This is a genomic window from Embleya sp. NPDC050154, assembly GCF_044460165.1.
Taxonomy (GTDB): Bacteria; Actinomycetota; Actinomycetes; order Streptomycetales; family Streptomycetaceae; genus Embleya.
The window spans coordinates 1-12,343 of sequence record NZ_JBITJP010000059.1; the positions used below are offsets into that span (position 1 = coordinate 1).

8 protein-coding genes and 1 pseudogene are annotated in these 12,343 nt (G+C 68.5%); 5 read left to right on the forward strand and 4 right to left on the reverse strand.

Features of this window, described 5'->3' with window-relative positions; translation table 11 throughout:
* Window positions 1–1,463: 1,463 nt before the first annotated feature.
* Both ACIBSV_RS50215 and ACIBSV_RS50220 read left to right on the forward strand, forming a co-directional pair.
* On the forward strand, window positions 1,464–2,471 hold the full coding sequence (locus ACIBSV_RS50215; RefSeq protein WP_395874647.1) for a hypothetical protein: 1,008 nt from the start codon (window positions 1,464–1,466) through the stop codon (window positions 2,469–2,471).
* Window positions 2,472–3,539: 1,068 nt separating this feature from the next.
* A complete protein-coding gene (locus ACIBSV_RS50220) occupies window positions 3,540–3,764 on the forward strand; it encodes a hypothetical protein (RefSeq protein ID WP_395874649.1) in 225 nt (74 codons plus the stop codon).
* Window positions 3,765–4,317: 553 nt separating this feature from the next.
* On the opposite strand, the gene ACIBSV_RS50225 is transcribed toward ACIBSV_RS50220, so the two are convergent.
* From ACIBSV_RS50225 to ACIBSV_RS50235, 3 genes are read right to left on the reverse strand one after another with little or no spacing between them, the layout of a single operon-like run.
* The gene (locus ACIBSV_RS50225) at window positions 4,318–4,908 is read right to left on the reverse strand and encodes a hypothetical protein (RefSeq protein ID WP_395874651.1); all 591 of its coding nucleotides are present in this window, start codon (window positions 4,906–4,908) and stop codon (window positions 4,318–4,320) included.
* 58 nt (window positions 4,909–4,966) lie between these two features.
* On the reverse strand, window positions 4,967–5,869 hold the full coding sequence (locus ACIBSV_RS50230; RefSeq protein WP_395874653.1) for an AAA family ATPase: 903 nt from the start codon (window positions 5,867–5,869) through the stop codon (window positions 4,967–4,969).
* A gap of 4 nt (window positions 5,870–5,873) precedes the next feature.
* Complete coding sequence (locus ACIBSV_RS50235; protein ID WP_395874655.1) at window positions 5,874–6,260, reverse strand: hypothetical protein; 387 nt, start codon at window positions 6,258–6,260, stop codon at window positions 5,874–5,876.
* Between the two features lie 279 nt (window positions 6,261–6,539).
* Between ACIBSV_RS50235 and ACIBSV_RS50240 the strand changes: the two genes are divergently transcribed.
* The gene (locus ACIBSV_RS50240; protein WP_395874657.1) at window positions 6,540–7,088 is read left to right on the forward strand and encodes a DUF4231 domain-containing protein; all 549 of its coding nucleotides are present in this window, start codon (window positions 6,540–6,542) and stop codon (window positions 7,086–7,088) included.
* 518 nt (window positions 7,089–7,606) lie between these two features.
* On the opposite strand, the pseudogene ACIBSV_RS50245 reads toward ACIBSV_RS50240, so the two are convergent.
* A pseudogene (locus ACIBSV_RS50245) lies at window positions 7,607–8,662 on the reverse strand (site-2 protease family protein); the annotation flags it as partial.
* A 607-nt stretch (window positions 8,663–9,269) separates the two neighbouring features.
* Between ACIBSV_RS50245 and ACIBSV_RS50250 the strand changes: the two are divergent.
* Both ACIBSV_RS50250 and ACIBSV_RS50255 read left to right on the forward strand, forming a co-directional pair.
* Window positions 9,270–9,734, forward strand: a complete 465-nt coding sequence (locus ACIBSV_RS50250) for a transposase (RefSeq protein ID WP_395874661.1) — start codon at window positions 9,270–9,272, stop codon at window positions 9,732–9,734.
* Between the two features lie 270 nt (window positions 9,735–10,004).
* Window positions 10,005–12,038, forward strand: a complete 2,034-nt coding sequence (locus tag ACIBSV_RS50255) for a hypothetical protein (RefSeq protein WP_395874659.1) — start codon at window positions 10,005–10,007, stop codon at window positions 12,036–12,038.
* The last annotated feature ends 305 nt before the right edge of the window (window positions 12,039–12,343 follow it).

Below are 12,343 nucleotides of genomic sequence, written 5' to 3' on the forward strand. Positions count from 1 at the left end.
CTACGTCACTTCCAACCAACACCCAATCGCTACGCGATTGGCCACCGCGCCGAGCGTGTCCGGCTCGCGATCGCGATTGCTCGGGAACTGCGCCGGCGGCAGGCGAGGTTTGCGTGTTGCACCATACGCCCTCCGGGATCAACGGACGGGACACCGGCCCCGTGAAGGCGGACCAACACCCCACAGCACCACAGGACTTGAAACCGTCACCCACCAACCCATGTTGGAAACAGGCGACTTCACGACCGGTCGACCACTTCCAATATAGATGGGCATCGCGTCACGGGACAAAGCCATGCATCAAAACTCGACCCGGGTAAGATTCGGGAGGAGGGACAGGTCCCACCGGAACCGCGAACAGGTCCGCTCCGCGGCCCCACCGCCACGTCCAACGAACGAACCGGCACCGCGCCGCGGACACGCCGAACCGGCTCCACGACCACCACAGACCCACCCTGGCAACCACCAGGAACCCTCGACAAGTGACCTGGACGCCTCCTGCGGCCCTCACGCCCAGATTCCGCCGCACCCTACTCACCGGCCGCCACAACGCCGCACACCGCCATGACAGGCCCGGACCCCATCGATACCCCGACCCGAAAGTCGTGAGGAAAACCGGACAGGAAAACCCGACAGGAAAAAGGGAGTCGCAGGAATCCCCGCCCCTACGGCGCCGATTCGGACTCAATCACACCAGGACCCACCCCCGACCCGAACCGACAAGAGACTCCACCGCGACCACACACGGCACAGCGGGCGACGCCATCGGCACCGAACCGACACGGAACCGCAGAACGCCGCGCGGCGACGGCACGGACGGCACGGACGGCACGGACGGCACCCGGATCGTGTCGGAGAAGCCGGGCCTGCGCACTCGGACACTGGTAGGAAGAGGAACCACAGCGGAAAGACCACCTCGGACGGAAACCGGTCCGGCATTCATCCGGGTCCCCGTGACACCGCCGTACACGTCCTGCGCCGTGCCCCGGAGATCGCGCCCGCGACGAGACGCGCTCCGGGAACCGGGGGTATCGCCCGCGGACGGAGCGTTGTGCCGCGAGTTCGGGGAACGGGTCGGGCGGCCGTGGTCGGGGCCAGCCGCGGTCGAGGACGGCCGGACTTCGATCGCGTGGACGGGCGCCGTCATCTGCCGACTGCGCGCGGACGCGGTCCCGGTCCGGGTGCCGCCAGCCGGCCGGGGCGCGCGGCGCGGTGGCGGCGGTGCACATCGACGGCCACGCCGGTCATGCCCGCGGAGGCGGGGTCGTGCTCGTGTGATCGGTGAACGTCCCCGGGGGCGCTGTGCGTCGGCGAACCGCCGGTACGGTACGCACAATCGGTCACGGTCACGGTCACGGTCATGTGAGGTGCGTCGGTCGGCCACGGCTCTCCCCGGTGCGCACGGGGGTTTCGATATCCGTGACAGTGGTGTTGTCGGTCGAGTGGGACGGGGTGGGGACGCGATGACGGAGTCCGGGTCGGCGGAGCGGGAACCGACGGAACGCGAAAAGCAGATCAACCGGGCGTATCAACTGGGCGATCTGCTGCACGAAGTGGCGCTGACGGCCTTCACCGGGTCCGTGCTCGCGGCGATCCCGGACCATCGATTGGCGCCGGGCGTCAACCGCGCCCTGGACGCCCGGGCACGCGAACTCGGCGACCTGGCCGCAGCGAGGGCCGAGGAGGCTCGCGCAACACTCGTCGACTTCACCCGCCACGAGGTGAACATATCCATGGAGATGGAGCACGATCGCGCGATGACGGCCGACGAGGCGGCCAGGTTCGAGAGCTGGATGCGCACACCCGACGGCAACGGCGTCGAGGGCTACGAATTTCCGCCGCGAACCTTTCCGTTCGACAAGGTCACCGACGGTCGACCCTTGGCCGAGGAGATGCGCCGGGTGGTCGCGGAACACGGGGACGCGATCCCGGCGGCACAGTTGCCCGCGGTGATCGAAGAGACCGTCCGGTCGCACACGCGGGTGGACCAACCACTGGGCGATGCCCGCAACGCCCACCTGCACGACGCCATGGCCGAGCATCTCGTACGCGCCCCGGACGCGGAGGTCGACCCGCGGATCCAGCGGGTCTACGAGCGGCGAGGCGGCGTCATACAGGAGTACATGTCCGACCACCGAGTGGTCCCGCCGGCGGCGGGCCGGGCCGGGACGGCCCTGACCCGGGACCTCGAAAACCGCCGTTCGGCCGTTCGTACGCCCGAATGGCAGTGGCGGCGATACACGAGAGCCGCCGAGCAGAACACACGATCGCAACCCGCGAGCACCCCCACTCGCGGCCAAGCGGTCAACACGCGCGGCCCCGTGACGGCCACGGGCTTCAGCCCCGCCAAAACGGCCGTCACCAAACCCACCAAAGACCTGGGAGCGGGAGGCGCGGTGAACCAGGGCTCGCCGTCATCACCGACACTCACCCGGGGAACACGCGCCGGCCGGGAAGCCGGTGACCCCTGACCGCCGGCATCCCGACCCACCCCACCGACGCCGGCGGCACCGACCGTACGTTCCCCCGCCGCGTTCTCCGCCGGCTCGGGCCCCGACAGGGCGCGGAGGCACGCGCGAGGGGGCATTCGGTGCCCGCCCCGCACAGCCCCGGGAAGGTGCGGGTGGGGGCCTCCATCAAAAGGCGGAGGCAGTCGAGTTCGGGAGCAGCGATGCGTCGAAGCGTCGTCGATCACGAGCACCCCCGGGGGTTCGAGAGCGGAAAGGAGCGCGCGGCGTAACGAAACATGGTGCCGGAGCAGGCGCAGCGCTTGGTGGAGCGCGACCGTCTTGTCGTGGCCGGGGTCGCCGTGGACGCACACGATCCCGTGGGCGGCGACGGTATGGGTGAGTGCTTCGGTGATCTCGCCGAGTCGGCGCGCGACACCATGCGCATGCCGTGGGCGAACGGCGACGGTCGGGTCGCGGCGGGGTTGGTCTCGGCCGCCTTCGCGGTGTGTTCGGCGGTGGGCATCGGCCATCGGTGCCGTGTGGTTGCTCCGGTGAGGTTCCGTCGCCGTCGGGCCACGAGCGCCGGGAGCGCCGCTCCCGGGGTCGGACGCCGACGAAGACGATCCCGACTCCCCCGCCCCGCCGTACACGGGATAGGGGCTCTACGGCGCACGGGAAGGAGCCGTGAAACGGTGGGCCTGGGCGTGTACTCGGGTGACGGGCCGAGTGGCGAGGGTGTGGACGCGACGGAACAGTCCCGGCCGGTCACCACCTGGCAGGGTTGGCAGGACTTCGTGGCCAAGGCTCCCCCGACACCACCCGACCCCGATGCACACGCACGCGCTCGGGAGGAACGCCTGGCCCGTCACTGCGCGTTCGTGACCGTCCGCACCCCGACCATCGACACCTCGCCACGAATATACGCATCCTGATGATCCTGGGCCGCCACCAACGGACGACCGCCCGACCGGCGTTGATCGCCGGCGGCCCCGCCGCGGCCGGGAAGACCACCGCCCTGTACCCGCGTCGGAAGCGCGCCACCTCGCGGAGGCCACCCGACGCGGCGCAGGGGTGAAAGAGTGGGTGCCGGTGGCGTACGTCCTCGTACCGCCGGGTGTGACCGCGAAGGCCCTGGCCGCGGAATTCGCCCGCTGCCTCGGCATCCCCGTCACGGCCCGGATGACGCAGGCACAGGTCACCGAAGCGGTGTGCCACACCTACGACCGGGCGGGCGTCCGCCTGGTCCTCATCGACGAGATCCCGCCGTCCTCGACCCGCGTACCACCACCGGCGCCGAGACCGCGAACCCGTTGAAAGACCTCACCGAACGCATCGGGGCGACATTCGTGTACGCGGGCATCGACGTGGTGACAACCGCGTTGTTCGGGGGTGTACGCGGGGCCGGCTCGCCGGACGGGTCTCGTTGGTCGTGTGCGGGGCGTTCCCCGCGCGGCTCGGCACACGCGAACCGTTCGAAGAGTTGATCACCGGAGTGGAAACCGCCCTCGACCCGAAACGCCCACCACGCCCGGACACCACCGCCGCATCGCGCCCTATCTCCACCAACGCACCGCCAAAACCAGCCTCGACCGGATCCGCCTCGACCACCTCGCCGAAACCCGGCACCACCCGCGATCACGCACATCCGGACGGTAGACCGCCCTGCGATCCACGCCAAAAGCCCGTGACCAGCACAAACATGAGCGGGGCCTTTAGACGCACAGGGCTATGTGCAACACACCCGCGCATTCTCAACGAAAACGCGAAACCCCCAGGCCAGACCACACACCGCCCCCACCCGGACGGGCCCCGAAACGTTCTCATCCGACCTGCAACACCCCAGCCCACACCACCACTCACACACCAACTACAACTGCGAAATCACACCCGCCCGCTCCCCCGGCGTGAGGTCGCGGCGTACCGCACGGAGCAGCGTGGGCAGCGAAGGCACGGGGTCGAGCAGCGGTACGGCGGAGGTGGGTGCGCCGCCCGGAAGCGTGGACGCCGGGTCGCCGCCCGGGGCGCGTGGTGGGAGAGTGCCGGAGGGGGTCGTGGAAGACGGTGGGCTCGTCGATGTGGTGGTGTCGGTGTGGGCGCGGGCGAGGAGTTCGCGGTGGACGGCGGAGACGTTCCCGTGCCAGTAGGCGAGCAGGACCCGCAGTTGCGGGGTGACCTCGAAACGCGTGCCACGCCGCGTCCCCGGCGCGGCGGCCGCCTCAGGCGAGTGGGACGCCTCGGTCAGCCAGCGCCACATCGTGCGCTCCGACACGTCCAGACACTCTGCGGCCAACCGTACGTGACCGCGTGTCAGTCGGTGTTGGGCGCGCAAGGCCAGGAGGCGTTGGACGGCCGGGACGCGCAGCGCGGTCAACGAAACCGTGTCGAGCACGGGTGGGGCGGGAGTCGGGAGTTGCGCGGACGCGGGGGTGGTCGAATGCGTGGTATCGGTGAGCGTCATCGCGGGTCCTGTTCGATGAGGCGAAGGTGGGAGGTGGGTGTGGTCGTGATCGGCGTGTTCAGGGGTGGGGGCCCAAGCGTGCGCATGCCTGTTTGAGGAGTTCGCGGCCTGCGACGGTGTCCGGACGGCGGACGAGGGTGGCGTGGAGGTGGGAGGTGATCTTGGCCCAGGTACGGAAGTTGCCCTTGGCGACGGTGTCGTCGACGTGCCGCACGTCGTCGGGGGCGGCGGTGTGCCAGATGTGGTGGAACAGGGGCAGGGTGTACGGGAGTCGGGTCGGGTCCAAGCGGGCCACCTCGTGCCAGGTCAGGACCCTGGAGGCCAGCGCGGGGGCCTGGGCGAGGACGTGTTCACACCCGGCACCACACAGAATGAGCGTCGCGATGGTGGTGGGGGCGTCCCACAGCAGGCGCAGGTAGTCCAGCAGCGGCGGTGGCAGGCGTTGGGCGTCGTCGAGGAAGAACACCCCGGGCTGTTGGAGCGCCTCGATCAGGCCCCGGTCGCAGGCCTGCGCCCGGTGTGTGGGCGCGACGGACGACACGTCCAGCGCGGCGACCAGGGCCGCCCGCAGGTGCGGCAGCGTCGCCTGGATCGGAGCGGCCGCCCGCCATGCCGGGACCCGTGAGGGCAACAGCCTCAACGCGCGTTCCACCGCGACGGTCTTACCGCGGCCGGCGTCCCCGAACACGCACAACACTCCTCGGGCGGCGGCGACATGCCCGACCGCCTCCACGACGGCGGCGACCTGGGTGGTGACGACCAGGCGGGCATCGGGGGTGTACAGGCGCGCCCGGGAGACGACAGGAGAGTGGTCGTCGAGGCCGGCTTCCTCGGGAGCGGGCGAGGCGGGTTCGGTGAAGAGTTCGTCCAGGCGCAGATCGGCCAGCGCGCGGTCGTAGTCACTGGGGGGTGTGCCGGTTCGGGACCCGGGGGCGACCTCCAGCAGTCGGCCGGCGCGCACGTCATCACGGACCGCGCGATGCAGCGTGCTCGCCGACGGCACCGAGGCGGCGTCCCACGCGGCGAGCGTGCCCGCCGCCTGCCGTTGCCGACATCGACCGGCGCAGGCCGACTACGTTGCCGCCCAAGCGGGCGAGTTCGGCCCACAACGCGCCGGAAAGGGTGAAGCCGTTCTTCCGGGGGCGTGCTTCGAGACGCCCTCCGCGTGCCTCACGCAGCCACCGCCACATCGTCCGTTCGGACACGCCGGCCGCTTCGGCGATGATCCGCACGTGAATGCTGGTCAGCGTCCCGGAGGCGTCGATATCGAGCAGACGCCGTACCGCCCACGGGCGCGGCACGGCAACGGCCCCGGATCCCGGAAAAGAGGCGTTCTCGCGCGCATCGGCCATATCCCGAGCACACCCCCGCTCACGGGTACGTGACACAGGAACGGTCAACCAGCTGACAAACCCCCACGAACCTGTTAAGAGGCCAGCAACACTGTCCTGATCACTTCATGACAGCCGACAACAACCCCACCACCACGCCTGAAACACGGCCTGAACAGGCCAGACACTCCCACCGGGCGATGCCGACCAACACACCGCCACCACACCACCCACTCACAACCGGGTCGACAGGCCCGCCACGGCAGAGAGCACCGACCGGCCGTTACCTACAGTGACGAAATGAGGAACGAGTATTCCGGCTCCCATGCGTCGGGGCCGCCCTGGAACACGACGATGCTGCGGAACCGCTTCTGGGTGAGAACGGAGGACTATCGCCCCTTCTTTCCTGGCTGGTTGCGCGACCAGGCACACGGGCGATCCGTTCCCGATGTCGTGCAGGAGTACATGGGCTACTACTACCTTCGGCTCCTGGCCAATCGCCGCGGATATCGGATCGGCGAGACCGCCCTGCTCGCCCTGTCCGCGTCGGTTCCCGCGGCCGCTGCGGCAGGGGCTCCCCCACTCGCTCTCGGCGTCCTGGGCGGCGTGGTGGTCGTGGCTGGCGGTCTCAGGAACATCTTCGATTGGCGCCATGGTTGGGTACGAGCCGCCACCACCTTCGTGGCCATGCAGCGGGAGTACGTCGACTGGACGAGCAGACGAGGCGACTACGGCGAACCCTCCTCCGAGGAAGACGCGCGCAGCACGCTCTCGGTGAGAATCGAATCCCTCATGCGCTTGGAAACGGCCGCCTGGTCCACCGCGCTGAACCCCGACAAGAACAGCTGATCCTCACAGACGGGGCTCGCTCCCGGGGCGGACTTGCCGCAGGTCACCGATTCACCGCAAAGCCGGCGAACAAACCGGACAGGGCGGTTCGCCGCCCGGGCGGCGGCCCTGTCGAGCGCTTCGCGCAGCCGCGACGGTCCGACGCAGCAAACGGTGCGGGCCGCACGTTGCCGATGGGGGGCGCCGTTGCGGGGGCGTCGCGTGAACCACACACTGTGGCGGGGATGTTCGGGCTCCGCGTGGAGCGTTCCCGAGCCTCCCGGTGCTCGCCCTCGAGGCAGCGCCGGCCCCGGGGACGCTCGCGGAGCCGGCGGCGGGTGCCGCCTTTGCCGGTGGCCTTGATCGCGGACCGCACGCGGGCCGGATCGGGATCGACCTGCTTCCGGCTCTCCCTCGCGACGAGGAACTCGCGCAACCCGGCCGTCAACGCCGCCTCGGCGGGGGACGGGCCGATGCCACAGCGTGCGGGCGACGTCCGAGGCGGTCACGATTCCGAGGAGAACGCCGTCCTCGACGATCACCAGCATCCGGCGCGCGGAGCCGGGATCTTCGAGTTGGGGGAGCATGTCCACGAGCGAGTCGTCGGGACGTACCACGCCCACCCGTGACAGCGGCACCATGACGTGGCCGACGGTGACGGCTCCCGCGTTGGTCGTGGACGTGATGGACGGCCTTGGTCGCAACCCCAGTCCCACCGGGGCTCCGTCGTCGCCGGTGACCGGGAATGTCGAGTGACGGTATCGGTACGGCGGGTCGGCAAGGAAGCGAGCGACGGCAAGCCGCGCGGGAACCGTCACAGGCTGCGGCGTCATCACGTCGCGCGCCGGAATCCCCGCAAGGGTCCCTCGCATCCGGGCTTGGCGTGCCTCCATCGCGGCGGCGGTGACCAGGAACCAGCCGATGAGCGCGAGCCACATCCCGCCAATGCCATCCTCTCGCGCAAACAGGATCAAGCCCAGCACGATCAGCAACCAACCGAACACGCGGCCTGCGGCGGTTGCCCCGAGGGTCGCCCGGAACTTGTCCCCGGTACGCCACCACAACAGCGCCCGCAACAGCCGGCCGCCATCGAGTGGCGCCGCGGGAATCACGTTGAACAATGCCAAGAGGATGTTGATGCCGGCCAACCACGCCAACGCCAGGCCCGGCAGCGAAGCGGCCTCGAACATCCACGATCCGAACCCGAACAGGACGCCGAGCATCAAGCTGACCAGCGGGCCCGCACCCGCGACGCGCAATTCGGCCGCCGGGGTCAATGCCTCCCCCGTCAGCCGGGTCACACCACCGAGCAGCCACAGGACGATGTCGTCGACCTCGATCCCGTTGCGACGAGCGACGACGGCGTGCGCCAGTTCGTGTGCCAGCAACGACGCGAAGAAGGTACCTGCGGTGGCCAGGCCGACCAGCCAGTACGTCGTCTGCGATTCCCCGGGGTACACGTCCGGGAGTCGATTTCGCGCGAGGCCGACGGCGATCACCGCGAAAATGATCAGCACACTCCAGTGCACCCGATCCGGACCTTCGCGATCCGGCCCAGCCAGAACGTCGCCCGCACGATGTTCTCCTTCACCCACCGCACGCCACCCGACGTCACGTGTGCGGTCGAAGTGACGCAGGGGCCACGCACGGATCCCGGCCGCGTCACCGGAGGCCTCGAGGTGTTTTCGGGAAAAGAATCCGGTGGCCCCATGGCACCGGTGTCAACGGAAACTTTGATCTCCCCGGTAGCGGAAATGATCACCCACCCACCGGCGGACATGAAAACTCCCGGCCGGCCCGCGTAATCCGAGTCGGGGGTGTCAGTGGAGAGGCCTCACCCCCTGCCGGACGTCGTTCACGGGCTCGCCCGCACGTTCCACGGCCTCGGCCAGGAGCGCGGTGGGCGAGCGGCACCTGTCATGCAGCGCACCCGGGGCCATGAGATATCCCGCGACCGAAGGTGACGCCTCCGGCGGCACCACGAGAAGTTCAGCAAGGGGTGACCAGCGAGAAGAGTTCGATCCGATGAGGATCCTGGCCGGTCACGAACACCCCCCACCGGACCACTCGGCCCATGAAGTTGTCCGCGGTCCTCGGCGACATCACCGGCGCCGGCGGCCGGGCGATCCTCGAAGCTCTCGTTGCGGGCGAACGTGACCCGGCCCGGCCGACCGTGAACAGGATCTGGCGAACCTGGCCACCATTCCCGGCATCGACCGCCTCGGCGCGGAGATCATCATCGCCGAGACCGGCGGCGACATGGCGCAGTTTGCCTCCGCCAACCACCTGGCCTCCCGGACCGGGGTCCGCCCGGGACAGAACGAGTCCGACGGCGTCAACAGATCCGGCCGCACCCGGCCGGGCAACAGCAACCCCAAACGCCTACTCGGCATCGCGGCCATGGACGCGATCAGGCGCAAGGACAGCCACCTCGCGGTGTTCTTCCGACGCATTGCCGCCCGCCGCGTCGGCAGACGAGCTCTCGTTGCGGTCATGCACAAGCCCACCATCGTGATCCGGCACGTCCTGCACGACAAGACCGCCCACCGAGAACTCGGCACCGACCACTTCACCAAGCGCGATCCCGAACGCGCCATGCGCCGCATGATCAGGCAAGCCAACGACCTCGGACCGACCATCCGCTTCGAACCCATCGCGGCCACCTGACCGGCGCAACAGCAGTTCATTTTCGTGTCAGCCCCCGACGGGAACCCCGGGGCCGACGACGCCGACACCCGCACCACGTCCCGGGTGTTCATCGTCACCTCCCGCTGCGGGACCGGCGGCACGGTCCTACCGTGGAGGAAGAACCACACGGGTTGCCCGCACCGGTTCGCGGCCCGATCTCCGACGCGCGGGGCGCCTTGAACGCCGGCTTCGCGGCGCTTCACAATCGCGGCCCCGGCGGCATCCGTTCGATACTCCTTGAGAAGCATCATGGACCAACAGGCTTACGCAACCGTGTTCAACGATTCCGCGATCCCGCTCCATCGGGTCACCCTCTTCCACCGATACGAGACCACACTGGAGCAACGTACGTGGGAGACGGTGTCCCCCGGCGCCGAGGCGTCTCCGCCGCTCACCGTCTCCTATCGCACCGGATTCGGGGAGACGGGGACCGACTTCTGGTGGTTGGAGTACGCCCTCGCGGACGGCTCCGTGTGGCAGTCGGCCGATCGTCTCGGAGGCACCCTGCACGCCGAGGACCAAGGGACGACGAAGCGGCTGACGGTGCGGGGCGCGCTGGTGAACGGATTCGTACCGGACCACTCCATCCGACTGGCCTGGCGGCACAACGAATACGACTACACCGCCTGGGCCGCGATCGAGCTGACGAACGACTTCCCGGTCTCCGCGCTCGCCGTCCTGGAACACAAACACGAGACGTCGACCCAGCGCGCCGAGTTCCCCGTACTCGCGCCCGGGGCCACCACCACCGAACCGCTCATCGCCCATTTCAGTACCGGTCCCTTCACCGGTACCGACTACTGGACGCTGCGAATCAAACTGGACATCCCGCCCTACGACGACCTTCCCGCCGGCGCATACACGGAATTCCGCAACGCCACGGCCGGCTACGGCTGCATGCTGATGGCCTCGGACAACGGACTGAAGCACACCTTCGCGGTCGACGGGCGCGGATTGACGCTCGGGGTCGCGAGCGGCGGGTGCTTCGACGCGTGGGAAACCTGGAACGGGTACAACACACTGGCCTTCCTCACGGTCCGGAACGACTTCAAACAACCCGTCTCCACGCTCACGTTGTCCCACCAGTACTCCGACGACCCCATCCGGTATCAGACCAGAGCGCTGATCCCGAGCGGCGGAACCACCTCCCCGATGGTCGCCGAGTACTTCACCGGCGCCACGCATCCAGGCCTGGACTACTGGCATGTCCGGGTGTACCTGGAAGACGGCACTTGGTACGAGAACTCCGCGAACGCAAAGGAATGTTGGCTGGAGAGCGACGACGCGAAGGCCCCGGTTCCGTTCGCCGTCTCCCCGGACCTGTTCTCGCTCGGGCTGCCGTCGGGCGGCTGCTCGGACACAATGCGGGCCAAGGGATATTTCGCGCCGAGCGCGGGGCGGGATCCGGACCGACGGTACGACGAGAACGCCTTCCTGGGAAGCCACAACGCATACGCCAACGAAGCAAACGGCTTCTGGTACGCCCAGCAGATCGGCTCCCTGGAATGCCAGTTGGCAAAGGGCGCCACCACCCTGCTCCTCGACCTCTGGTACGACGAGCACCTGGACGACATCTGCCTCAAGCACGAGGGCTACGGCATCCTGCAGCCGTTCGTCGCCGACATGCGATTGTCGGACGCCCTCGGCACGATCCGGACCTTCCTGCGCCTACAGTCCCGGGATCCCGTCACGCTCGTCTTCGAGGACCGCACGAACGGCAGACACGACCTGATCCGGCGGGCCTTTCGGACCAGTAACACCTGGGATCTGGTCTTCAACCCGGACCGACACCTCGTGAACGGCCGTTGGCCGAGCCTGACCGCCCTGTTCACACAGGGCAGGCCACTGGTCGTGTTCACCTCCAGCACATCGTCACCGGACTTCGCGTACCAGTGGAACCACATGTCGGAGAATGTATGGGCCGGCGCAAGCCTCGACCCCGAGACCTGGCTGGACTCGCGGGCGGAGTCCGCACCACTGAGCAGGATGCCGCTCTGCGCGCTGAATCATTTTCCGTGCTTCTCCTCGCAAGGGACGGCATCGGCGGTGAACACCGTGGATGCGCTCGAACGGCACATCGACGCCTGCCATGCCATCACGGGACGCTACCCCACATATCTCAATCTCGACTATTGGGAAATACCCAACGAATTCAATTGGGCCTGCCCGGACTATCACGGCGGAGCTTTGGAGGCGGTATACCTCCTCAATCGCAGACTCCGCGGTCAGGGCGCCGCCCAAGCGGTCCGATTCGAAGACGGACGCGCTCTGTTGGACGGGTGACGACCAGACCACGTTCTCGGTTCGCAACACGTCCCGGCTTTTTCTTTCAAACCCGCTCTGGAGCGAAAGCGCACGACCATGGACCGGGCTCGTACTCGAGGACGAGTTGGACCGGAACGGTGACGCAACCGGCGGCATACAACTGCGCCGCCTGCACGAGTTGCCCGGTCGACCGGCCAGAGTAGCGGGTCGAGGGACTATCAAGGGCTCGGCTCTGGCCCGTAATCGGTGGTAACGAAGGGTGACGGTTGTCGTTGGCATGGTGTGCACGATGTCAATGAGCTTGTGGCGGTGGTGTTTTCAGG

What these genes read in the sequence shown, in the direction of transcription:
- ACIBSV_RS50215 (WP_395874647.1), top strand. Translation starts at nt 1,464, where the DNA reads ATGACGGAGTCCGGGTCGGCGGAGCGGGAACCGACGGAACGCGAAAAG.
- ACIBSV_RS50225 (WP_395874651.1), bottom strand. Translation starts at nt 4,908, where the DNA reads ATGACGCTCACCGATACCACGCATTCGACCACCCCCGCGTCCGCGCAA.
- ACIBSV_RS50235 (WP_395874655.1), bottom strand. Translation starts at nt 6,260, where the DNA reads ATGGCCGATGCGCGCGAGAACGCCTCTTTTCCGGGATCCGGGGCCGTT.
- ACIBSV_RS50240 (WP_395874657.1), top strand. Translation starts at nt 6,540, where the DNA reads ATGAGGAACGAGTATTCCGGCTCCCATGCGTCGGGGCCGCCCTGGAAC.
- ACIBSV_RS50255 (WP_395874659.1), top strand. Translation starts at nt 10,005, where the DNA reads ATGGACCAACAGGCTTACGCAACCGTGTTCAACGATTCCGCGATCCCG.